The organism is Bdellovibrionales bacterium, from assembly GCA_016716765.1.
Lineage (GTDB): Bacteria > Bdellovibrionota > Bdellovibrionia > Bdellovibrionales > UBA1609 > JADJVA01.
The window spans coordinates 316873-339354 of record JADJVA010000006.1 but is presented as its reverse complement, the minus strand read 5'-3'; the positions used below and the strand labels follow the sequence as shown (position 1 = coordinate 339354).

Annotated in this window: 24 protein-coding genes; 9 read left to right on the top strand and 15 right to left on the bottom strand. The window is 45.3% G+C overall.

Features of this window, described 5'->3' with window-relative positions; all coding sequences use genetic code 11:
* The first annotated feature begins 178 nt into the window (after positions 1-178).
* Both IPL83_05490 and IPL83_05485 read left to right on the top strand, forming a co-directional pair.
* Positions 179-664: a helix-turn-helix domain-containing protein gene (locus IPL83_05490; protein ID MBK9038609.1), complete on the top strand. Its 486-nt coding sequence runs from the start codon at positions 179-181 to the stop codon at positions 662-664.
* The gene (locus IPL83_05485) at positions 657-1361 is read left to right on the top strand and encodes a nucleotidyl transferase AbiEii/AbiGii toxin family protein (protein MBK9038608.1); all 705 of its coding nucleotides are present in this window, start codon (positions 657-659) and stop codon (positions 1359-1361) included. The genes IPL83_05490 and IPL83_05485 overlap by 8 nt, the downstream gene beginning before the upstream one ends.
* A gap of 15 nt (positions 1362-1376) precedes the next feature.
* Here the strand turns inward: IPL83_05485 and IPL83_05480 are convergent, their stop codons facing one another.
* The 5 genes from IPL83_05480 to IPL83_05460 form a co-directional block, all read right to left on the bottom strand.
* Positions 1377-2957 (bottom strand): NAD(P)/FAD-dependent oxidoreductase, encoded by a 1581-nt coding sequence (locus tag IPL83_05480; GenBank protein ID MBK9038607.1) that lies wholly within the window; start codon positions 2955-2957, stop codon positions 1377-1379.
* A 69-nt stretch (positions 2958-3026) separates the two neighbouring features.
* Complete coding sequence (locus IPL83_05475) at positions 3027-3758, bottom strand: hypothetical protein (GenBank protein ID MBK9038606.1); 732 nt, start codon at positions 3756-3758, stop codon at positions 3027-3029.
* A complete protein-coding gene (locus IPL83_05470; protein MBK9038605.1) occupies positions 3758-5218 on the bottom strand; it encodes a DUF1552 domain-containing protein in 1461 nt (486 codons plus the stop codon). The genes IPL83_05475 and IPL83_05470 overlap by 1 nt, the downstream gene beginning before the upstream one ends.
* Positions 5215-7098, bottom strand: a complete 1884-nt coding sequence (locus IPL83_05465; protein ID MBK9038604.1) for a DUF1588 domain-containing protein — start codon at positions 7096-7098, stop codon at positions 5215-5217. Before IPL83_05465 ends, IPL83_05470 begins: the two co-directional genes overlap by 4 nt.
* A gap of 563 nt (positions 7099-7661) precedes the next feature.
* The gene (locus tag IPL83_05460; GenBank protein ID MBK9038603.1) at positions 7662-7922 is read right to left on the bottom strand and encodes a hypothetical protein; all 261 of its coding nucleotides are present in this window, start codon (positions 7920-7922) and stop codon (positions 7662-7664) included.
* A 134-nt stretch (positions 7923-8056) separates the two neighbouring features.
* Between IPL83_05460 and IPL83_05455 the strand changes: the two genes are divergently transcribed.
* Both IPL83_05455 and IPL83_05450 read left to right on the top strand, forming a co-directional pair.
* Positions 8057-8347, top strand: coding sequence for a hypothetical protein (locus tag IPL83_05455; GenBank protein MBK9038602.1), 291 nt, complete (start codon positions 8057-8059; stop codon positions 8345-8347).
* Positions 8348-8411: 64 nt separating this feature from the next.
* Entirely contained in the window at positions 8412-8738 is a 327-nt protein-coding gene (locus IPL83_05450; protein ID MBK9038601.1) for a BolA family transcriptional regulator, read from the top strand.
* 67 nt (positions 8739-8805) lie between these two features.
* On the opposite strand, the gene IPL83_05445 is transcribed toward IPL83_05450, so the two are convergent.
* Positions 8806-9333 (bottom strand): prolipoprotein diacylglyceryl transferase, encoded by a 528-nt coding sequence (locus IPL83_05445; protein MBK9038600.1) that lies wholly within the window; start codon positions 9331-9333, stop codon positions 8806-8808.
* 17 nt (positions 9334-9350) lie between these two features.
* Positions 9351-9914 (bottom strand): prolipoprotein diacylglyceryl transferase, encoded by a 564-nt coding sequence (locus IPL83_05440; GenBank protein ID MBK9038599.1) that lies wholly within the window; start codon positions 9912-9914, stop codon positions 9351-9353.
* A gap of 84 nt (positions 9915-9998) precedes the next feature.
* Between IPL83_05440 and maf the strand changes: the two genes are divergently transcribed.
* Positions 9999-10682, top strand: coding sequence for a septum formation protein Maf (gene maf, locus IPL83_05435; GenBank protein MBK9038598.1), 684 nt, complete (start codon positions 9999-10001; stop codon positions 10680-10682).
* A complete protein-coding gene (hemB, locus tag IPL83_05430; GenBank protein MBK9038597.1) occupies positions 10675-11679 on the top strand; it encodes a porphobilinogen synthase in 1005 nt (334 codons plus the stop codon). The genes maf and hemB overlap by 8 nt, the downstream gene beginning before the upstream one ends.
* A gap of 264 nt (positions 11680-11943) precedes the next feature.
* Here the strand turns inward: hemB and IPL83_05425 are convergent, their stop codons facing one another.
* The 3 genes from IPL83_05425 to IPL83_05415 are packed head-to-tail and all read right to left on the bottom strand — an operon-like array spanning position 11944 to position 13237.
* Positions 11944-12240 carry a hypothetical protein gene (locus IPL83_05425; GenBank protein ID MBK9038596.1) on the bottom strand — a complete coding sequence of 99 codons (297 nt, stop codon included), beginning with the start codon at positions 12238-12240 and terminating at the stop codon, positions 11944-11946.
* Between the two features lie 2 nt (positions 12241-12242).
* Positions 12243-12863, bottom strand: a complete 621-nt coding sequence (locus IPL83_05420; protein MBK9038595.1) for a transposase — start codon at positions 12861-12863, stop codon at positions 12243-12245.
* Positions 12864-12868: 5 nt separating this feature from the next.
* Positions 12869-13237 carry a hypothetical protein gene (locus IPL83_05415; GenBank protein MBK9038594.1) on the bottom strand — a complete coding sequence of 123 codons (369 nt, stop codon included), beginning with the start codon at positions 13235-13237 and terminating at the stop codon, positions 12869-12871.
* A 259-nt stretch (positions 13238-13496) separates the two neighbouring features.
* Here IPL83_05415 and IPL83_05410 point away from each other — a divergent pair, with 259 nt between their 5' ends.
* A complete protein-coding gene (locus IPL83_05410) occupies positions 13497-14120 on the top strand; it encodes a hypothetical protein (protein ID MBK9038593.1) in 624 nt (207 codons plus the stop codon).
* A 95-nt stretch (positions 14121-14215) separates the two neighbouring features.
* On the opposite strand, the gene tnpA is transcribed toward IPL83_05410, so the two are convergent.
* The gene (gene tnpA, locus IPL83_05405) at positions 14216-14620 is read right to left on the bottom strand and encodes an IS200/IS605 family transposase (protein ID MBK9038592.1); all 405 of its coding nucleotides are present in this window, start codon (positions 14618-14620) and stop codon (positions 14216-14218) included.
* 27 nt (positions 14621-14647) lie between these two features.
* On the opposite strand from tnpA, the gene IPL83_05400 reads away from it, so the two are divergent.
* Entirely contained in the window at positions 14648-15904 is a 1257-nt protein-coding gene (locus tag IPL83_05400) for a transposase (GenBank protein MBK9038591.1), read from the top strand.
* 319 nt (positions 15905-16223) lie between these two features.
* Here IPL83_05400 and IPL83_05395 read toward each other — a convergent pair whose 3' ends face one another.
* From IPL83_05395 to IPL83_05380, 4 genes are all read right to left on the bottom strand, one after another.
* Positions 16224-16865 carry an HD-GYP domain-containing protein gene (locus tag IPL83_05395; protein MBK9038590.1) on the bottom strand — a complete coding sequence of 214 codons (642 nt, stop codon included), beginning with the start codon at positions 16863-16865 and terminating at the stop codon, positions 16224-16226.
* A 252-nt stretch (positions 16866-17117) separates the two neighbouring features.
* A complete protein-coding gene (gene uvrA, locus IPL83_05390; protein ID MBK9038589.1) occupies positions 17118-19691 on the bottom strand; it encodes an excinuclease ABC subunit UvrA in 2574 nt (857 codons plus the stop codon).
* Between the two features lie 72 nt (positions 19692-19763).
* A complete protein-coding gene (locus IPL83_05385; GenBank protein ID MBK9038588.1) occupies positions 19764-20288 on the bottom strand; it encodes a transcriptional repressor in 525 nt (174 codons plus the stop codon).
* Between the two features lie 58 nt (positions 20289-20346).
* Complete coding sequence (locus IPL83_05380) at positions 20347-21402, bottom strand: GTP cyclohydrolase I FolE2 (protein ID MBK9038587.1); 1056 nt, start codon at positions 21400-21402, stop codon at positions 20347-20349.
* Positions 21403-21557: 155 nt separating this feature from the next.
* On the opposite strand from IPL83_05380, the gene IPL83_05375 reads away from it, so the two are divergent.
* Positions 21558-22409: a DUF547 domain-containing protein gene (locus IPL83_05375; protein MBK9038586.1), complete on the top strand. Its 852-nt coding sequence runs from the start codon at positions 21558-21560 to the stop codon at positions 22407-22409.
* Positions 22410-22482: the final 73 nt, after the last annotated feature.

Sequence of the window (22482 nt, the reverse complement as noted above, 5' to 3'; positions counted from 1 at the left end):
GGCCAGACTTTGATCGCAGGACTCTGTCCTTGGGGGGGCTTTCATGTCCCTTAAAAATGAGGGTCCTCGATCCTTAAAACATCTAAATTCCGCATGAATTCAAATACTTAAGATTTTTTTCAACAAAAACGTTTCTTATTCTATGCAAAACATATAAAATGTATATAATGAGAAACATATGGCTGTTCGTTCCTCTCAAGTCACTGGAAACCTTAAAAAGATCCTCCGGGATCTTGGCCAACAGCTACGGAATCGTCGAAAAGAGCTGGGGGTCAGCGCGATCGCTACGGCCGAGGCGGCAGGAATGTCGCGTATCACTCTTTACCGCATTGAGCAAGGCGAAGCCTCTGTAGCAATGGGGGCCTACCTCAACGTGATCTCCGCCCTGGGGCTCAACTTCGAATTGAAGGATCAACAAGTCCAAAGGGACAAACGTGATTTGGTCGGCGATAAGATCCCCAGTAACATCCGTATTGCTGATTATAAACAGCTGAAGCAACTGGCTTGGCAGCTCAAAGACACAAAAGAAATCAGCCCCAAAGAAGCGCTCGACCTCTACGAGCGGAACTGGCGACACGTCGACCTCAAAGCGATGGATTCGCGCGAAAAGAAATTGCTCGATACGCTGCTGTCGGCGTTCAGACGGAGGCGGCTGCTTGTTTGAACGGGAGCACCACGTTCGCATTGCAAGCATTCTCCAGGCACTCGATGCGGACCTGCTGAGTCAAAATGCTTGTTTGTTTGGAGGCGGAACTGCAATTGTTTTATCTCACGGTGAATATCGCGAATCGATTGACATTGATTTTTTGGTATCGGATCGCTCCGGATACCAAACCTTACGGCAATTGCTCACCGGGCATGGAATAAAAGCAATCACACGCGCAGGAATGGAGCTGACTTCCACCCGAGAAATTCGGGCGGATCAATACGGCATTCGCACCATGCTTCGCGTGTCGGAAGTGGAAATTAAATTTGAGATCGTTCTCGAAGGGCGCATTCAATTAGAGAAGCCTCTTTCAAACGATCGCATTTGTGGGGTTGCTCTATTAGCTCCCCTTGACATGGCCGCGAGCAAACTTCTTGCGAATTCCGATCGATGGTCTGACGACGCTGTGTTCAGTCGCGATCTGATTGACCTAGCAATGCTATGCATGGCACGCCCGTCGCTGAGCCTCGCCATCGAAAAAGCCGCCGGCGCTTATGGTGAAAGTATCGAGCACGATCTCAAGAAGGCTATTCAGTCTCTTGGCGAACGGAAAGGGCGCCTCGAAGAATGTATGACCGCGCTCAAATTGAACCGAATTCCGAAAGCCCTTCTCTGGAAACGTATCAGGGACCTCAGAAGCAGTATCAAAAAATAACCGTGCTCTCCTCGATTACGTCCGGAACACCTTTCCAAATACGGAGAGGCCGACTATCTCAGAGAGAGTCAAAACACCTCCCATCATAGCTCCCGCAATTCCTGGACCCGCAATGTCAGCTCCGGTGAGATACAGTCCCTTTAATGGCGTCTTAACTGAAATCCAAGGGTTCTCGAACCTATTAACAGAAAGGGGAATACCGTAGATCGCGCCTTGAGGGTGCTTGCTATAAGACTCAAAAGTGAGTGGGGTCCCCAATTCGTAAAAATCCACTAAAGACTTGAATCCAGGAAGACTTCTCTCGACAAATTCAATCAGTCGAAGCGAAATTTGATTTTTTATACTTTCATATTCAGCACCACGATTTTTGAGTGGGAGACGCTCCCATTCCTTAAATAAAGATGAATCCGCAAAAGTTAAAATTTGTGCCGTTGGGACCTTTCCGTCTAAATCAGCATTTGCTGAAAAGGAAAGAAATGCCATTGAGGGTGAACGATTCAAAATGTCTGTCCGTGAGGACCAAGTCTTGTCGTGTTCATAAGAATCGAATAGCCAGATGATTTGATCCTGAAATCCCAATTTACCTGGCGGTTCTTTGAGCGTCAGAAAAAGACAAACACCTGAACAGGGCTCAGGTAACTTTGAAATCCTATCGAGAGTAGAACTCGCGTAAAGTTCTGGAATTAACTTTTGATATGTATTTATCAATCCAATGTTAGAGATCACAACTGAGGCTCGGGCCTCGATTAGCTCATTTGTAAAAAGATTCAGGGCTTTAACACCTATCACTCGATCACCATCAAGCAAAAGGTCTTTGACTTCGTGGCGAACACGAACGTCTCCACCTCCTTCCTTTACGATGCTCGCTACAGCCTGAGGAATCGCCTGGGAAGTGCCAACAGGGTAATAAGCTCCGTTCAGATAGTGAGTAAAAACAAGAGCATTTATAAAAAATGGGCTTTGACCCGAAGGCAGACCATAATCACCCCATTGAGAATCAAGAACGGCGCTCAATTCCTTCGAAAAATTTCGCTTGCCAAAATATTCTGAGGTCTTTTGAAACGCCAAACGATAACCCCAAAAAAGCAGGTATCTTAAAAACAACTGAAGAGCACGAGGAAGCCGTCTGGCCATATGAAAAAAGTTGGCCCATTTCGTTGCGCGGCGAACATCCACAAAGTAGGTGCCTATTTTATCGGCTTCAGAAGGGAATAATTCTATCAGTTTAGATTTAAATTGGTGAGACGATGAGGGAACCGCTATCTTCAAGCCAGGATAAATAAACCATTGGTGGGGATCCGAAAGTCTTTTCCAATGAACTTTGCCACCAGTCACTTGGTTCATTACTTTTCGCAGAGAGCTCTTCTCTCCCATTTGTCCGACATAATGAAGCCCAACATCCCAAGAAACGCGCCTGTCACGAACGGATCTCGAAAATGAATAAATATAGCCTCCAATCTTAGAATGGCTCTCCAAGATCAATACTTTCTTGTTATAAAACTGAGTTAGGAGACTTGCGCAGGTCAGCCCTCCCATGCCTGAGCCAACAACAATGACGTCAAAATGAGTTTCCTCGCCGGACCTTGCTTCCGCCATGTCATCCATCCCCTTCCACGCACAAAATCAAAACTGAATTTCTCTAAAGGATATCATCGAAAGCAGCGCCTAGCTACCCCCCAAAACCTCAACTAGGCCTTTCCTTTCTCTGTCTGAAAGACGCTGAAATGTTTTCATTTCGATGATCTGGCTAATTGCTCGATTGAAATCATCCAATTTTTTTCCCCTCACATTCGAAGCTTCAAGGGAGCCATGACATATCTTACAACTTGACCCATAAAGAATGGTCGATTCACTCCTGAGAGAGGATCTTTCCGATGAATTTGCAAGGCCACCCAGGTTTCCATCAATATCAACGACCAAATTTTCAATTCCATTCAAAAGAGGTTCAAGTTCATCTGTTGAAAAGGAATCCTTTCTGCTCACATTGAGGGTCTCCGTTAAAATAATGACTTCACCTAAAGAGTTCGTGATATAAAGTTCAACTTGAAGGGAACCCTCAGAAGGACAAATGAGTTCAACTGCATTGTCATGATTTAGATAATTCTTTTGCTCACAGGCGGAGGTGACTCCGGAAAATTTATGAATCCACACGTAAATCGATTCTGGTGGGAAAATCTGAGGATTTGCGTAAATCACGATTGGGAGTTCACTGGAAAGTGCTCGATTCATTTGCCAGATTTTTCGAGCAGTTGGAGATGGGCCCGTGCTATTTTGTTCAAGAAGATTTGGATTGATCTGGCTGCCTTCATGAACCGATCCACAATTTTGAAAATTTAAAACAAAACCAATGCAAGAAAACAGCAAGATAAGTTTACTGATTTTTAATGGTTGATCCATCAAAAAATTCCACCTCTGCCAACTCCCTTAACGTTTTTTGGTGATCCGAAGCTTGACCTAGATATTCCGAACTTATTCAGAACATCAACTAGCAGAGCAGAATAGGGTCTCTCTTCAGGCGCAGTTTGTCCTCCCGCAAGGGCACCAATGTCCCTCCCATTCCAAGAACTATTGCTTCCATCAATAACAAAAACTGGCGCCTCTGAGGCCGTGTGCGTGTTCCCATCGTTCTGCTCGCCGCCAACCATGATCAAGGTCTTTTCGAAGATACCATATTTTTTTAGTTCATTTACCAAGTGCACGATATTCTTTGTTACGGAATCCATATAGTCTCTTAGGCCATTTCCATGATTGACAATATCTTGAAGAGTTTGCCCATCTCGCCCAACGTCTTGGCTCGTAATATAGTGTTGATTGTGATGATTTATTTCTAGACAGAGGGACATAGTTGCTGAGTTAGTCAATCCAGCTTTAAATGATAAGGCTAACAAGGTATTCAATCCTTGAACCTTTTTTTCATAAACTGCTCGATCACTCGTAGAGGGGTTCGCCGTAGTCACTGTGGGACCTGACCAATCACAGAGTGCTGGCTTGCTATTTTGGTAGTTCAAACCGCTTTGCAAACCTTCAAGATCCTTCTTCAATTTAGATATTTCGGACTTGAAATCCTCAATATACCGATCATAAGCGCCGGAATATCTCCTGTTAAGCTTAAAATGCTGAGAGTATCGGTCCTTAACACGATCCATGAGAATGATTTTTTCATTGGCCTGTTTTATTTGTGCTTCAATGACATTAGGGTCCGCATTAAAAGTTTCGCATCGCGCACGAGCCGTTAATTGTTTAAGGAGGGCCCCGGAATCAAAAGTTGGATATTGAGCATTTCTTGGATCTCTCCAAGAAATTGCATTAAAAAAATGAGGTGCTTCAGCCCCATTGAATCCTGCCCTGTGATTGTACCCGACGGCTAAGGGGGTCTGTCCGAGGCTTTCTGCAATCAGCCAATCAATGGACTTTGTGCCGGCAGGGGCCGCAGTGGTATTGTTGTCACCGACAAGAAGATCGTAATCAGAGGCTCCTCGTGACGGAAATCCTGTCAAAAAGCCTCCCTGAGCCTGAAAATGTCCGACCGCCTCAGTGCCAGCCTCCATCCTATAAGTAAGACCTCTTGGCACAAAAATGTTGGCTTTAATTGATTCAAGTCCGCTCAGGCTTCCGTAGCCATTGAAGGTCCAATTTCCATACCCCTTGAAAAAACCTCCATGCAAATCACTGGTATCTTTTACAGTTTTATTGAGTGCCAACGTATGAGCCATCACTCCAATAAAATATTGGTGAGATGCGCCTGCAGCAAGAGCTTTCGATAAATCGAGGACATGGGGCAAACAATAAGCATACCCCGCACTTTTTAACATCCACAACATAAACTCTTTGCGAGATAATTTTCTCTCTTTGCTCATATTGATTCCTGCTTCAGTATTTTAAATCTCTTGCTCACATCTTCTGAATTTAACAAATTCTCTAAATACTTGTCCTTGTCCTTGCCAACTTCAACTAACTTACGAACGCTCTCCGCAAGCTCAACTGAATTTGGAGTGCGACCAGTCAATGATCGAAAGGACCGTCCCACAAATTGCTCTTGGTTCAGGCCTAATTTATTCATCTCACCGCTGAGAAGAATACCCTTGATCACAGGTAACATTCCGGTTTTAAGGTAAACCTGAAACCAACCCTCAAATCCCCCAGAATCAGGCTCTCTTCCCAACCCATAGCGATAAAGATCTCCAACGAAAACCTCAATCAATTTCATTTTCACCTGTTCGGCCGTCAAGGAACTTTTCGTAAAGCGCCGAGAGGAGAACATTTCAGTTAAAACATCGATAATTGGACGCTCTCGATTTTGAGAAAATATTTCTTTCGCATCACAGGGTCCCAGAATCCGATTGTCTGGCCCATCTCCCAAACCCTTGAGTTGACTGACAAAGCAACTTCTTAGCTCACCTGACTCTGAAATAACCTCAACAAGTGATCCCAAATCACTATATGGCTTATTCAGAAACACACCTTTACTTAAAATGGAACTGCCATCGCTAAATTCATGACGAAATTTTCCAAATGGACTTAAATGCTCTAAAGTAACTCCAACAGGATCAATGATCGAGTGACAAGACCTACAATTTGGATTTGATCGATGCTGCGCAATCGCGTCAGCAAAATTCTGATTCGCCGAAGCCGCTTTTGCTTCTTCCAGTTGTTCAAGGGTCGCAGGCTCCAAAGGAGGCAGTTTCATGCAAAGCAATTTATTTGTAATATTGATGCCTCGATGAACATAATGAGATTTCACTTTTCCATTTACCACTCTTGAAGAGGACATCGCAAAACTCGGATGCGTGAGAAGGCTCGCAGGAATTTCTCCATCAGAAGAGGAGGCTGAATAGAACAGATCCTTTAAACTCTTTTCAGAAACAATGGCCTCTTCAACCTTGCTATAAAAGTCATTCATTACAGCTTCTTTATCGAATGACTCAGAACTTGGAATTTCCATATTTCTCAACCCGTCATTCGATAGCCATTTCTCCCAAAACCGCTTGGAAAATCGACGTGCATTCTTCGGCTGATTAAATATTTTCAATAACTCTGCTCGTAAAGCTTGACGATTACTGAAGACCTCATCCCTCTGATTGACAAGATCCGCTGGCGGAAAGGTTCCAAATAAAGCCATTGATATTTTTGAAACAAATTCGTAGGACGTCAATTCATTAGAGTAGATCTTAAAATGAAAATCTGGCGAATAGAAAATAAGCCTTGCGAAATTTTCAAACGAAAGATCCATATTTTTTTCGACGAGCTCACTCATTTCTCCCGAAGACACAAAACGTCTGAATACATTTGAAATTTGTAAATTGACAATATTCGTGCGACAGCTCTTATCCAATTCTGTACAAATGGAACTGGCTTGTTCTGTTAATTTTCTCGCAAAATACTCAACGAGAGAAGTTCGATCCAAAATAAAATCTTTATAGTCTTTTAACTCAAGATTTCCATCGAATAGATCTGGTACTACCGGCAGTGATTTCGTCAGATTCACCAGATCACCATGGCTCACATTCGGAAACAGGTCTTCAGCAATGTTCAAATACTCAGAAGCACCTAATATATAGACTTTATTTGTACTTTCTTTGCTTTCGTCAGCACAGCCATCAAAATTGAATCGTGATAAGGAAGCACTTTCCTTGCTTTTAAGCGCCTTAAAGGAATCGCAGTTCACAAAAAAAAGGGTGATCGCAAAACCCGCCGAGATCAGTATCGGAAAATTCAAAAATCCGTATGCTTGCTTCATTGATTACTTCTTTGCTCCAAAATTTTCAATGCAAGATCAAATCTTAAAAGAGGTGAGAATTCTCAAATCCAACCAATACTCCCTCTGTATGATATCAGCAAAAGTCAGGCCGAAAATGCCCAATAGCCGAAAAAACAAATATTTTGAATATCTCGATAAAGGGTTCTCAAGTTGAGACACCAACAATTGAAGGGAATCGAAAATTCTTGTCAAATTGACTCAGTAAATAGCTCTATCTGGAACCTATAAAGCAATCACTTGAACTGCATGCCATTCGAGATCAAATCCTCTCAAAACTTAATTTTGAATGGATTCAATCTGATCAGGCTCAGTCTTTGTCCAAGCATTAAACAGACATTGATATCTTGGTCATTTCAAAGACGGGTTAAACCCGTGTTAGCACCGTGTAAACTGGCCTGCTTGCTTGTTGTTCCAAACTCCAAGGGTCCCTGGCTGAACCAGATCTCAGGAGTTCAGGATCTTCAAACATGCGTCCGGCAGCAGCGCTCCCTTTGTGAGCACTGCACCAAGCCGAACTCGATCCTGAAATCCTGAGATCTGGTTCAGCCAGCTCCGCTTGCCTTGGACACAACAAATACACCGCAGGCTTGCGGGCCAGCCGCTGTATAAAAATCTAGATCTTTCTTTTCGAAGCTTTCACTGTGAGATGAAAGATTACTGAAGAGCTCCTCTCTTGCAGGGCCTCTTTCGTCAGGGCGAGGGCCATATTTTTTGCGAGAAATCCCAGCAATAAGGCCCTTCTTCGGCGGCATTCGACTCACGCAAGAGTCAATGATCTGTCGGTCGGCGCGATTCACGATCATTAAACTGGATCACAGTGAGTGGCTTGAGATTATCAAAATTCTTCTGATATCTTTATCCTCGACCAATGGGCAAGAAAGGGAAACTTCCGAACGACGGTGGTGCGACTGATTTTTAAGAATTTAGGCAGCCTCCTTTGTGTGACTCCCGAGCAGAGAAGCTCAAATATCCGTCTCTTGGTTCTGCCTGCGTCCATCCGACATTAATACAGCGGCTGGCCCCCAAGCCTGCGGTGTATTTGTTGTGTCCAAGGCAAGCGGAGCTGGCTGAACCAGATCTCAGGATTTCAGGATCGAGTTCGGCTTGGTGCAGTGCTCACAAAGGGAGCGCTGCTGCCGGACGCATGTTTGAAGATCCTGAACTCCTGAGATCTGGTTCAGCCAGGGACCCTTGGAGTTTGGAACAACAATCAAGCAGGTCAGTTTAAACAATTCATTGCCAAACATTGCTCAGATTCGTATCTTTGCTTTTTTCTAGAAGGTGAGGACAATTTGCTCATTGAAAGCAGGATACAAAACAAGTTAAACGATGCCTTTCAACCCGTTCACCTTGAAGTAATCAATGAAAGTTTTCGCCATAGCGTACCTGTCGGTTCTGAAACCCATTTTTTAATAGTGGTGGTGAGTAATTATTTTGAAAATTTATCTCGAATTCACCGACAGCGAAAGGTTCACGAGGTTTTGTCTGAGGAGCTCGGGTCAGGGGTTCATGCTTTATCGCAGCGACTGATGACTCCGGCAGAATGGCAAGTCAATGGCAAAAATATAATTGCCTCTCCCAATTGCGAGGGAAGCAAAAAAGGGAAACAAAAAGAATAAGAACTTCTGATCAGCCTATAAAGCGAAAGGCTGAATCCCCATCGATTTTTAAAGCCAAATTAAAGCCCTATTTTGATTCAGCCTCTTCTGAACTTTTGGGGCAAAATCCGCCTAACACTGGGTTGTCACTCCGAAAAGCAACGACAGTGTATCCAATCGCAAAAAAGAGAAAACCCACGCTTAACCATTGTCCTCGAGTCAAACCGAGCCATTCGAGTCCAATGTGGGCATCTGGCATCCGAAATTGTTCGCCAAAGATTCGCGCTAGGGAGTATGAAATTCCAAAAACTCCGCTGATCACTCCGGCCTTTTTAGGCTTGAGCCACAACAAAGTGAGCACCACCCACACGAGAAACCCCTCCAAGAATGCCTGAATGAGCTGAGAAGGATACCGAGGAGTCAAAACATTCTGCAAGGCTTGAAGAACCTCGACTTTTCCGTTCTGACTTGCCCAAATAATCTTTTCGATAACTGCATTGACATTTTCGTGAGCCGTCGCATCACTGCGGTAGCGATCGACCCATTCAAGCCATCGATCAGCACTCAAGCTCATCTCGCTGCCACCCGGATTTTGAACTGATGACAGCTGGCCCAAGACGGGAACCACCCGTTTTAGTTCTTGAATGTGATAATTGGCCCAAAAATAAAGTTCAGAAGGAAACTTGACCGCCCAAGATAAACTCGAGGAGCATCTCGTCCGTAAAGTTCACCATTGATAAAGTTCGCTATCCGCCCAGCCGTAAAACCAAAAGTGGCCCCGTAGGCAGTCAAATCAATCATGTGCATTTTAGAGTAGCCATACTTTCTTGCAAAGAACCAACATGCGATGATAACTCCGGCAATTCCACCATGACTGGCCATGCCTCCCTTATGAACCTCAAGCAATCCCCAAAAAGGGAAGTCAGAAGTGAAGGTCCAAAGCAATTCTGGAGAATAGAATAAGCAATATCCCAACCGACCACCCACCAAAACCCCAATGGCACCCCAGGTGATGAAATCCCCCACCCTCTCTGCTGGCAACTCAATGCGATTGCGTTTTGCAAGGTAAAGAAAGACCAAGTAGCTTGCCACAAAGCCTAACAAATAAGCCAAACCGTACCAGCGGATACCAACAGTCTCTGTAAACTGAATCGCAAAGGGATCAAGATTGTGCACATAGTGAGTTACTGTTTCCATTCGTTTTCACCCTTTTTTTGGTTGTGTCCTATGTCCACATTCTATAACAATGGAATCTCGAATTTCACGGAGATTTCCAATTTAATGACACGACGGGCAGATCCTCCTTTGTTGATTCTTGGCAGCACTTCAGCCTATCGAAAAAGGCAACTTGAAAGCTGGGGAATTCCTTTCACGGCAATGGCTCCTGAGATCGATGAGGAGGCACTTAAAAGCCAGCTCTCCTCTCTCTCACCTCAGAACCTCTGTTTGGCTCTCGCCAAAGCCAAGGCCAAAAGCCTCGCCGCCACTCGACCAAATGCCATTGTCGTTGGCTCTGATCAGATAGCCCTCTTTGAGGGCCAAATCCTTTCGAAGCCAGGAACACCAGAAAGAGCAAAAGTCCAACTCAGCCTGCTTGAGGGCAAAACTCATACACTGCTAACAGCCCTCCACGTTATCTTCAATCAGCATGAGATCTCTTGGGCAGAAGAAATGCAGATCACGCTAAAGAAGCTATCTGCTGAAGAAATCGACTCTTATCTCAGTTGGGATAAACCTTGGGACTGTGCAGGCTCTTACAAGTTCGAAAAAATGGGCATTTGTTTGATCGAATCTCTCAAGGGTCGAGATCCTTCCTCTATCATAGGTCTACCTCTCATGGGGCTTTCTGAATGCATCGAGAAACTCACGGGAAAAAAGCCCTTATGTCTTTATCCTCCGCCATTTCAGTCGTCAGAAGTAATCTTCTCTCAATCCTCATCTCCTAAAGGAGGCCGTCTTGCCTAAGCTTCAAAATACAAAGAATCTAGATCTCATCTCTAGGCCCCGGCGAAATCGAAAGTCGGCCGGTATACGAGACCTCACTCAAGAGACCTGGCTCAGTCCAAAAAATTTCGTCATGCCACTGTTTTTGACGGAGAAAAATGGAGCCAAAGAGCCAATATTGTCCCTACCTGGTCAGTTTCGGTATGGCCCTGATCTTCTTATCGAGAAGGCTAGCGAAGTTTTAGCTCTGGGCATTCCAGGTATTGCTCTCTTTCCAAAAATTCCAGACCACCTCAAAGACCCTATGGGCAAAGAGTCTGCTAATCCAGATGGTTTGCTCCCGCGAACTGTCAGATCCCTTAAAAAATCCCTACCCGAACTCACAGTGATCACAGACGTCGCAATGGATCCCTATTCCTCCGATGGACATGACGGAATCTTTTCCGAAGGAAAGATCCTCAATGATGAAACTCTTTCTGTATTGGGTCAGATGGCTCTTGTGCAGGCTCGCGCAGGGGCCGACTACGTGGCTCCCTCTGACATGATGGATGGAAGGGTGGCCTATATACGGGCTGTCCTTGACCAAGGCGGCTTTTCTGATGTCGGAATTATCAGCTACTCGGCCAAATACGCTTCCTGTTTTTACGGTCCATTCCGAGACGCACTCGATTCGACTCCGAAAACAGGTGATAAGAAATCCTACCAGATGAATCCTGCCAATCGTCGCGAAGCCCTCCGTGAGATTTGCTTGGATCAAGAGGAAGGAGCCGATCTCATCCTCATCAAGCCAGCTCTCAGCTACCTTGATATTATTTCCTTGGCCAAGGAAGTCTGTGATGTCCCGGTTGCGGCTTACAATGTCAGCGGCGAATATGCCATGATCAAGGCCGCTTCAGAAAAAGGCTGGCTCAATGAAAAGGCGGCCGTACTTGAAACTCTCCTATCCATCAAGAGAGCTGGAGCTGACGTGATCTTTACTTACTGGGCAATGGATGCCGCTCGCTGGCTGGCCGAATAAAAAACTAAAGGCAACTTGACGAATCGAAATAGCAAGAACCATGGCACCCTTGTTGCTAGCATGCACAGGCGGGATCGCATCCTCTGGCCTCAACCTGCCCTGTGATTCTGTCTCGGGTATTTTTTTAATGAAAATAGATAATATTTACAGGAGTTTTCCCATGACCAGCCGTCTTGCAATCTTCTCTTTAATCCTCATCGTTTTTAGGGAGATGTCTCATTTTTAGTTGAAAATCTGGAACCGCTTTCGTGAAATCGTGTCTGACTATGCTGCCTTTCCTATTTTTTTGTCAACGGTTTCCATTTGCAATTTTTCAATTCTTGCGATCACAGTTTTGATGTGCATGTATCCCTTCACCGTACGGAAGTTTTCCTCCGCTTTCAGGAACACGGCCGCCAACCAGCGTTGCGAGAGTTTTCCTTTTCGCCGCTTCCCTCTGTATTCTGGGTTATAATTCTTGATGTTGTGTTCTCGATGACGAACCGACGAGAATAGATTCTCGATTCCATTTGTTGTATGAAGAGCTTTATAAAGATCCTTATGCACGTTCAAAATATGCAAGGTTAAAAGCTCTGAAGGGCCTCTCTGAGAGACATCGCAGCTGAGCTATTGATTAGCATCAATTCCTGCTCCAAAGTCTCCAGTGCCGCCTTGGCGTCTTCATATTTCCCATGCCCAAGAGCCGCCACGTATTGTTGATGGATCCGCTTGCGGTATTTCTTGGCGAGGTGCTTTTGTAGATTGTGATCCTTGTGAATTGTGCAACGTTGATGGATGAGTTTCTTTCCGAACTTGTTGCGAAGAGTCTTAATAAGACCTTTGCCTCCGTCAGTTACAAATAGCACCCGTGCGGTCAAGTTGAGATTGCGATGTTCAAGATCCGCCAATAATTCATTGCAAATGTCGCTATTCTCCGTGGCGCCTTCCCAGTAGCCCAACACCATTTTCTTTCCCGCAACTGAAATTCCAAGCGCGGTGATAAATGCAACTCCTCCGCGATGAACGCTGTCCAGCATGATGGCAAAGGGATCAAATTCAGAGAGATCTCGCTCTAAAAATTGTTTCAACTGTTTGCTTGTGGCCTCGACAAAGTGGCGTGAGACCGACGATGGCGACACTCCAAACGCGTGTGCGGCGTCTTGTACAGTTTCGCTATAGCGGCGCGCCGATAAGCCTGACATCATCTTCGTCAGCAGCCCTCTGAGAACTGACCACGTTCTCTGAGCTTTGCATAGCTGGGAAGAGTGACCTCACCCCGAGTGCCGCGAAGTCGCGGCACCATGACCGCCACTTTCTGGTCACCTATAAACGCAGACCCTCGCTGGGAGGCCCACTTATAAATATCCCCTGTCGGCGCGTAATCGGGACCTGCTATATTTTCCCGATCCATCAGCAGGATCGACTCCACCAACATCCGTCCTATTTCGTGATTCAGTGAGTCGATCGATGCTTTTCCCCAACGGATTGTCTGAGCAACTTTCAATGCAAAATTGTCTTCGCCCAACAGCTGCTGAATTTGATTTGCGGATTGCTTTCTCTGTCTGGTACTTCTTTTCATGAGGGTGCCTTTCTTTTGTAAGATAGTGGAATCATTCCACGAAAGGCTGGTGCCCTCAACTTTCAACTAGATTTGAGATTTCTCCGTTTTTAGTAGCTGCGCCACGGATACTGACACGACAAGCAAGTACGGGGCCTACAACCAATCATTTATCGACGATCACAATGCGATAGTAAGTGGCCAAGAGAATTTACACTCTTTCGAAAAGGAAGTAGGCATTAAGCCGACCGACGACACAACAACCGCACGGCAGCGGGCGGTGAGACTTGCCTTAATCAAAGTTTCCTGTAAAAATTTTCAATCCAGACATGCAGGCGTTTCCTGTGTAGCGGAGATAGGTAAACTGGATCAGCTCATTTCCGGCTCCAAATTCGATGAACACTGCAGTTCGGTAGATACAGCGCTTGAACAGCTACTTGGAAAAATAGCTTCAGGAAAGCTTAGCAGCACTCCCCGGTCCGTTTCAGCACCCTCACTATCAGCACCCTCGCCATCAGCTGCCTCAGTTTCATATCCCCGCCTAAGTGGAATTAAAATCAAAGAGACGGCCGCCGATTACAAAATAGTCGTCCTGGATTATAAAAAACTTTTATCTCTCGCTAACAAAAACGAGATACTCGTGGAGCAAGGGAAGGTTTATGATCCGGTTTCTTCCGGGCCCTATCAAAATTATCAGTCGTCCAATCAGAAGATCATATGCGACGTCACAACAGAGGAACCCAACGGCCAAAAAAGTGAATTGAATCCGAATCCTTCCCCAGAGAGCAATCCGGTACTGAGCGTGATGGACTACTCTGAAACAGTTGTCGACGATGAACCAGGTAGGCGAATTCGATTTTTGGAGCTTTCATTTAACAAACCCGTTTCAGAATTCTCCATCTAAAATCTTTGATTTAGGTGGAGATGAATGAAACTCGACTTTCCTCCATGGATGGAGGAGGTCTTGAAATCAGGATGATTTTTCATTTCCCTGATTTTCTACATATTTTTTGTGACCTCAAGTGTCGCTCCGCCCGTCGAAATGAGACAATAGGCTCGAGTCCAGAAAACAGGTTTCGAATAATATTTCTTCAGGTGTGCTGGAAACTTCTTCCTAATAAGTCTGCTCGTTACGGTTTTTAGGTTGTTGATGAGCTTTGAAAGATTCATCGCCGGGTGTGCTTCAAAGAGAAGATGAACGTGGTCTTTTTCGCCGCCAAACTCGAGGAGTCTGCAGTCCCATTCACAAAGAAGTCTGCCAAACTCTTGCTTTAGAAAATCTAATTGCTCTGGATTGAGACATTTTTTTCGATATTTGGTTACTAACACTAAGTGGTAGTTGAGACTGTAAACGGCGTTAAAATGTCCACGTAGTTTCGTTTTTTCTTTGATTTGACTTTTCATAACACTAATAATAGAACAGACAAGGAAATGAATCCACTCACGAGACGCTACAAATTCGAAATTTTTCCCTCACCGGTGCAGAAGCGGCATCTAGGGAAGATATTTGGCTCGGTTCGTTTTGTGTACAACGAATTTCTAAAAATAAACGAGGAGCTGTACGCGGATGGGATACAGAAACTCTCTCGCACAGAGATGCAAGAACATCTCCTCATCTGGAAAGAAGCCATTGACTGGCTGAGTGACGTACCAAGCCAATCCTTGCAGGTTGCAACTCACGATCTCGATGTCGCCTATCAGAATCTGTTTGCAGGACGCGGTAAAAAGCCAAGACTCAAAAAGAAGTTGGCTGCGCAAAGTTTTTCACTCCCACAACCAAAAATCAAATCAGTGTCGGGACAAACTTGCGTATTTATTCCAAAATACAAGACTTGGATACCGATGAAAATGCATAGAGAATTTCCAGACGGTGCAAAGTTCGGTGCCGCCACCATCTCTAAAACTGCAAGTGGACGATACTTCGTCAGCATCGTCACAAAATTCAATACGAAAGAAAAAATTCTTTCAACCCATGATGGGATCGTTGGTGTTGATCTGAACATCAAGCATATTGTTCTGAGTGATGGCGAGAAGATCCAGGTTCCAAGGACATTGGAAACGCTCGAGAGCAGAAAGCGCAGGCTTCAAAAGAAGATGCAGCGCCAAAGAGATATGCAGAAATCAGAAAAACGCGAAGATCGCTCCAATAACTACGAAAAAACAAGATTTCGACTTGCAAAGTTGCACGAAAGAATAAGGTTCCAAAGGGAGGACTATCTTCACAAGTTGGCTCTCAATATCTACCGCAAGAACCAAGTGGTAGCGATGGAGACACTCAATGTGAAGGGCATGATGAAAAACCGAAGACTGGCAAAGTCAATTGCGTTTCAGTCATGGGGAAGACTTGTTGAGATAATGAAGATGTATGCTGTCCAATACGACAAACATTTGCATTTTATATCGACTTGGTTTCCAAGTTCTAAGATGTGCCATCAGTGCGGGTTCGTGAACAGCGAGCTCACCCTTTCCGATAGGGAATGGACATGTGAATCATGTCAGACTCATCACGATAGGGACATCAATGCCGCAATAAATATTCAAAACGAGGGTGGGTCCTACCCCGTTCATCAGCCTGTGGAGAGGGAGAAGGCTCTGTTGTACGGCCGAAAGGGCGCACAACAACCATGGCCTCGGCGAAGCAGGAATCATCAAGATTTGAGGTGGCATCGTGAGACGCCATCCGCTTGATGCTCCCACTTATTCCCGACAAGGGAAAAGTGGTGAGAGGTTCACAATACATTGCACCAAAGAGGAATCCGAGACCGATTACACATGGTCAGAATTGCAATATACCTTCTCAAGCATTATTGAAGTAAAAAAAATTGAACCTGGCGCCACGATCTCCTCAGGCGCAACTAACAAAGATAGGCTTTGAGCGAGAGAAAATAAAAAAAGCCGCGCCTCTTTCCTGAAGTGCGGCCCCCCTTTGCTTAGTTGGCTACCCACCCTTCTCTGGGTTGGACCAAATGATCGAATCCACAAAAACCCCAACTTCCCCAATCACTCCTCAGGCGGCCTTTAAAACGTGAGATATAACAAGATTCTCTTCTTCCTTTTCCTCCTGAAAATAGGGAAGAGCTTCTATAAAAATCTTTACGATATTGGCATCGAATTGACTGCCGCTGTAATCAACCAACTCTTTTATTACCTTTTCATGCGACAAAGCTTCTCGGTAAGGCCTCTTATTTGACATGGCATCGTAGCTATCAACCACCGCAATCACCCGAGCAGGAAGAGGAATTCTTTCGCCGACGAGGTTAAACGGATATCCAGCTCCGTCCATTCTTTCATGGTGGTAGCGAATTCCCGGCAACAGAAATCTAAAAAATGGAATATGACTAAGGGGCTCAATGATCTCTGCGCTCTTAATCGGATGGGCCTTCATGATTTCGATTTCATCGTTTGTGAGGCGACCCGCCTTAAGTAGAATATTATCAGGAACTCCCACTTTACCAATATCGTGAAATAACCCAGAGTATTCGAGCACGGCTTGCTCAAACTCATTCAAGCCCATTGCTTTTGCCAATTTGCGACTGGCCATTCCCACTCGACAGCAATGATAAAAAGTGAATGGATCTTTCTTCTTCACTGTCTGCAAAATTGAGTTGGCAACATCATTCGCCCAACTCGGAATATCATTCCAAGACATACTCTCAAACCTCATCGGTAACGTTCAGTTAAAACACTAAGAGAGCGACGTCTCTTCTCCCGCTAACGTCCCGCAAAGAGCACCATCTATGGTCCTATCGGTGAACTCCTTGACAGCTGAAGAGACTCCTCTACAAAAGTCCTGTTAAGATTTGAGAAATTGCGCCAAATCAATAAGTTAGGGTTCCCCCCCTCTTTGGCCTCATACCTGCGCTTTAGCAACAGTCGCATCTGCGACCCTTTGACCATCCAACTAGATAAGGGATTGAAGAAAACCTCCGGTGAGGCTCCTTGGTTCTCGGGCCAACTCCTCCGGGCTCCCCAGCCCTACGATTTGACCTCCCCCATCGCCGCCCTCAGGACCCAAATCAACCAAGTAATCACAGCTTTTAATAACATCAAGATGATGTTCGATTACCAAAACTGTATTGCCTTGATCCGTTAGCTCATGGAGCAAATCGAGAAGTTTACGAACGTCTGCGAAATGGAGACCCGTCGTTGGTTCGTCTAAAATATAAAGAGTTTTGCCTGTTCCCCGTTTTGAAAGTTCTTTGCTCAACTTTACTCGTTGCGCTTCTCCACCAGAAAGGGTGGTAGAGCTTTGACCAAGAGTCATGTAATCGAGCCCGACACGCATCAAGGTTTCAAGCTTTCTCTTGAGCGGCGGATGGTGTTTGAAAAAATCAGCAGCTTCTTCGACGGACATATTCAAAACATCCGAAATGGATTTATCCTTGAATTTAATATTCAAAGTTTCGCGCGTATAGCGGTTTCCGAGGCAGGCATCGCAAGTCACATACACATCGCTAAGGAAATGCATTTCGATTCGAACCTGGCCTCCCCCAGAACAAACCTCACAACGTCCACCCTTAACATTAAAACTAAAGTGGCCGGGCTTATACCCTCGAATCTTTGACTCCGGCAATTCAGAAAATATCTGCCGTATCAAAGGAAGAGCTCCGACGTATGTCGCAGGAATGGAGCGAGGAGTGCGGCCGATAGGTTTCTGATTTATCTCTATGACTTTGTCGATGTGTTCCAATCCCAGTATTCTCTTATAGGGAGAGGCCTCAGATAAAGAATGATAAAAATGCCGGGCCAATGCCTTGTATAAGGTATCTACAATGAGCGTACTTTTCCCACTTCCAGAAACTCCAGTGACACCTATCAGGCAACCGAGGGGAATTTTCAGAGTGAGGTTTTGAAGATTGTTTCCTGCTGCACCCTCCACGATCAAAAAACGACCGGAACCCTTCCGACGAACTTGAGGAATCTGTATCTTTTCAACTCCTGATAGAAACTGGCCAGTCAAACTCCTTGCCTCTGCGATAACTTCGAGAGGCGATCCCTCTGCCATCACTTCTCCCCCATGAATCCCTGCCCTGGGACCTAAATCAATGAGGTGATCGGCAGCCCGAATTGTCTCCTCATCGTGCTCAACCAGAATGACGGTGTTACCGCGTTCGCGAAGTTCCTCAAGAATGTCCAACAATCGACGATGATCTCGAGGGTGCAGTCCGATACTTGGCTCATCCAGCACATACAACACTCCGATCAGGGCTGATCCCACTTGGGAGGCAAGCCGAATTCGTTGCGCTTCTCCCCCTGAAAGAGAGCTCGTCTTTCGACTCAAACTCAAGTAGCCTGTCCCAACTCTGTCCAAGTAATCCAATCGCAGCAGTATCTGTTTCAGTATTTTTTCAGCTATAAGCAGCTCTCTTTTTCCAATCTGAAGATCTTTATTCAAAAACGAGCGAAGATTTTTAATCGAAAGATCCGACATTTCTACAATATTTTTTCCCATGAGTTGAACATTTAATGCTTCAGTCCTTAGTCTTCGCCCCTGACAGCTTGGACAAATTGGATCATCTTTTGCCTCCTCGATGCTGTCTTCGCCTTCGAAAGGCTCATCCGACTCGCCCTCAGCAGGGACAAGCACTCCCAACCCACTGCACGTGGGGCAGGCCCCTCGAGGATTATTAAAACTAAAGAGGCGTGGCTCTAACTCAGGAAAGCTAAATGCACATTGAGGACAGGCTCGATGGATAGAGTAAATTTTTGGAACGGACCCTACAGGCTCGATCATCACGAGCCCATTGGATAAGCTCAAAGCCAAGTGAATGCTTTCTTTGAGGCGCGAAAGATATTTCTCGTCAACGACGAGGCGATCAATCATTATTTCGATATCGTGAGACTTTCTCTTGGCCAATTTCTTTGCTTTGGCAAGGTCTATCCATTCGCCGTCAATCCTTCCCCGAGAGAATCCCTTCTTGATCCACTTTTGAAAATCACTCAGAAACTCCCCTTTCTTGCCCTGAGCCACAGGCGCCAAAACAAAGTACTTTGTGCCAAGAGGAAGAGCTTGCACTTCCTCGACAATCTGCTGGGGAGACTGACTAGTGACTGGAATTTTGTGCTGAGGACAAAGAGGCACCCCGATACGGGCAAAAAGCAAACGAAGGTAGTCATAAACCTCACTCACTGTCCCGACCGTCGATCGAGGATTTGTGTTGATTGACTTTTGATCAATAGCAATCGCGGGACTTAACCCAATTATCGCCTCAACTGAAGGCTTTTTCATTTGTTCAAGAAAATTTCGGGAGTACGCTGAAAGACTCTCGATGTAACGTCTTTGGCCTTCAGCATAAATGGTATCAAATGCTAAAGAAGATTTACCACTTCCACTCACTCCAGTAATAACGGTCATTTTATTTCTGGGAATAAAAACACTGACGTCCTTCAGGTTGTGCTCCGACGCACGACGAACCCAAATCCCAAGCGCAGAAGAAGGACCAGAAGAACCTGGCGGCTGTGATTTCGTTTTCATTCGAACTCCTCCCGAAGAAAATTGAATTCAACAAGGAAGAATATCACAGCAATAAAATGCGTCTAGCTTTGATTACTTTTGCTGAGCGCAAATAGCACAGCGACCATAAAGTTCCAAAAGATGATGAGTCAAAACAAAGCCATATTTCTTAGCCACAGCTTTCTGAAGAGCCTCAATCTCAGGGTCTTCAAACTCTATGATCTTTGTGCAGGATTCACAGGTTAAATGATCATGATGCCGATGAGTCGCCAGCTCATATCTCGCCGGCAATCCACCTACTCTCACTTCAGTTACCAATCCCGCCTCTACCAATTTTCTCAAAAAACGGTAAACCGTAGCAAAGCCCATCTCGGGATAGGAAGCATGTATTTTCTCAAATACCTCCTGAGCCGTCACATGTGCCCTGCCAGCAATGAGACCATTCAGAATCGCCATCCGTTGCAAAGTTACTTTGATTCCCATACTGCGAATCATACGTTTTAAATTGGCTTCTCCGACCGGTTCGCGGTGAATCAACTTCTCTGGAGCCAGAGCAGGTGAGGAATCCGAATATTGCCGACCATGGACCAAGGGAAGAGAGAGATTTTCTGTTTTCATCCCCAAGTCCTACCTGCCACTTTGAAGAAAATCAATGATAATAATAATCATTATCATTTCAAGGCCATTTCATCTCGGCCACGGCATCATGCGGATGGAGACTCTCCAAGTGGGCCACTCGCACCTTCAGACTCTTAATCTCTGACCATTCCTTCAAGCCAGCAAAGAGACAGCGCACTGCATCTTCGCAAAACATCGAATTCTGGCCGTTGAGTCGAGCAAACTCCTGCTCATCTTCACGACGCACAGCGGCCTGCACAGGTGTGCGCAGGAGCTCTTCGGCCCTGTCAATCCACTGATTCCACTGGCTCAAGAAAAGGCTCTCTGCACCCCTCTCAAATCCCAGCTCAACACAAGCCCGACTTCTCTGGGCGTGCGGTGTTGCCAATCCGCTGGAATCGTCCTCGATCCAATTTTTGACCTGGTCTGCTGACCAATTCTCAGAACCAAACCGAGCCTGAAGCCGGCGCACAAGATCATGACGAGCAAGGGCAGAACTGGCAGGGCAAGTGCTGGAGTATAAAATTTCAAATAGGTAGAGACAAGACAACTTGTCGCCTCTCTTCTCAAGCTTAATTTCGACAGGATATCTCCGCCATCCCCATTCTTCGCTTTTTAACGCCCGTCGCTTTCGCCATTTGTCGAAAGAAATTTCAAGACGACAGTTCTCACTCAAGCCATTCTGGGTTTTTAACATGTCTTCTAATACTTGTTCGAGGTAAGCACCATCAATCACATCTGCGGCCAGACGATCCCTTAAAAGCGTATAGAGACGCGACATATGAATTCCGCGGTGGTCCACCCTATCGAGACTCACAAAGGCCGAAACTCTTGCTGATACAATCTGTGCTTTGCCCATTTCGTCGCGATCAAGAACCGGAATTTCGAGATTTTCCATCCCCACCCAATCGATGGACAAGGCCGGAGCTATTTGGCGATGTTTAGCAACATCAGGAAGTCGCTCATGCGAGGCAGACTCATAGGACTCAGCCCTCTTGGGCGATTCACGGCGAAACCCCAACTCCGAAGTTTGATCGATTTGACTAGGTTTGGAAACATCGGGCAAACAGGTCTCCTTTGAGCGATTTTTTCGAAAGATAACGAATTGTCCCATATCAAACTCTTTCGCAAATCACCAGTTCTTTCGCCTGGAGGCTACTTTGGGAGATTTTAGGTCTTCATTGCCATTCTAAATCAAAAATAAGATCCAAGATTGGTTCCCTGACTGGGCTCCATGAGCAATAATAAATAGAAAATGAGGATTAAATCATGAAAAACCGATTTTTTATTTTTAAAACACTGTTCCTCCTCGCATTTCTCTCTCACACTTTTTCTCTTCCAATAGAGGCCGCCGGTTTTGAATCCATAACCAAATCAGACAAGACCCCCCAAGCCGAGTTTGATCACTCTTACACAAAATGGGCGCAAGTATTGGAGAAGTACGTTGTCATTGAGGGAGCTATTTCTAGTGTAAACTATCGTGAACTCAAGAAAAAAGAAAAGGTCGTATTTGACCCCTGTTTGGCTGAGTTTTCGAAAGTCACCGAATCTCAGTTCAACTCTTGGGGCCAGAATCAAAAACTCGCTTTTCTCATCAATTCCTTTAATGCTTTCACAATCAAGCAGGTCCTCAGCAATTATCCCATCGAGTCCATCAACAAGATCGGACAACTTCTTGAGAGCCCATGGCAAATTGTGTTCTTTTCTTTACTTGGCAAAAAACGTAATTTAGATTGGCTCAGGTTTGAAGCTATTCGTGGCAGATTTCCCGACCCCCGAATTTTCCTTGCCCTGAACACAGGCACAGTTTCAAGCCCCCCCTTGAAACGAAATCCTTATGTCGCTGATGGAATTGATCTGCAATTGGAAAACCAAACAAAATTATTTATGCGTGATTCCAGGCACAATCGGCTGTCGCAAAAAACTAAAACTCTCTACCTATCTAAGGTATTTTCCCCGATGCCTTGGTTTGGCAATGATTTCATCAAAGAATCAGGCTCCATCAACAAATTCATCGCCCCCTATATCACTGATGATCCCAGCTTAAGAAAGACTCTCTCTGCAAATTCTTTCAAAAATGAGTTTCTCAAATACAATTGGCAATTAAACGAGGTCAAATAACACAAGCTGATCGCGTCAAAATTTAGCCCAGGCCTGCAGGCTTCGGCTGGTCCTGAACCAAATCCAAAAGTTC

Coding starts and splice junctions, on each gene's coding strand:
- tnpA (MBK9038592.1), bottom strand. CDS start 14,620: ATGAAAAGTCAAATCAAAGAAAAAACGAAACTACGTGGACATTTTAAC.
- IPL83_05480 (MBK9038607.1), bottom strand. CDS start 2,957: ATGGCGGAAGCAAGGTCCGGCGAGGAAACTCATTTTGACGTCATTGTT.
- IPL83_05385 (MBK9038588.1), bottom strand. CDS start 20,288: ATGAAAACAGAAAATCTCTCTCTTCCCTTGGTCCATGGTCGGCAATAT.
- IPL83_05395 (MBK9038590.1), bottom strand. CDS start 16,865: ATGTCTTGGAATGATATTCCGAGTTGGGCGAATGATGTTGCCAACTCA.
- IPL83_05380 (MBK9038587.1), bottom strand. CDS start 21,402: ATGGGACAATTCGTTATCTTTCGAAAAAATCGCTCAAAGGAGACCTGT.
- IPL83_05375 (MBK9038586.1), top strand. CDS start 21,558: ATGAAAAACCGATTTTTTATTTTTAAAACACTGTTCCTCCTCGCATTT.
- maf (MBK9038598.1), top strand. CDS start 9,999: ATGACACGACGGGCAGATCCTCCTTTGTTGATTCTTGGCAGCACTTCA.
- IPL83_05400 (MBK9038591.1), top strand. CDS start 14,648: ATGAATCCACTCACGAGACGCTACAAATTCGAAATTTTTCCCTCACCG.
- uvrA (MBK9038589.1), bottom strand. CDS start 19,691: ATGAAAACGAAATCACAGCCGCCAGGTTCTTCTGGTCCTTCTTCTGCG.
- IPL83_05420 (MBK9038595.1), bottom strand. CDS start 12,863: ATGATGTCAGGCTTATCGGCGCGCCGCTATAGCGAAACTGTACAAGAC.
- IPL83_05470 (MBK9038605.1), bottom strand. CDS start 5,218: ATGAGCAAAGAGAGAAAATTATCTCGCAAAGAGTTTATGTTGTGGATG.
- IPL83_05490 (MBK9038609.1), top strand. CDS start 179: ATGGCTGTTCGTTCCTCTCAAGTCACTGGAAACCTTAAAAAGATCCTC.
- IPL83_05460 (MBK9038603.1), bottom strand. CDS start 7,922: ATGATCGTGAATCGCGCCGACCGACAGATCATTGACTCTTGCGTGAGT.
- IPL83_05465 (MBK9038604.1), bottom strand. CDS start 7,098: ATGAAGCAAGCATACGGATTTTTGAATTTTCCGATACTGATCTCGGCG.
- IPL83_05415 (MBK9038594.1), bottom strand. CDS start 13,237: ATGAAAAGAAGTACCAGACAGAGAAAGCAATCCGCAAATCAAATTCAG.
- IPL83_05440 (MBK9038599.1), bottom strand. CDS start 9,914: ATGGAAACAGTAACTCACTATGTGCACAATCTTGATCCCTTTGCGATT.
- IPL83_05475 (MBK9038606.1), bottom strand. CDS start 3,758: ATGGATCAACCATTAAAAATCAGTAAACTTATCTTGCTGTTTTCTTGC.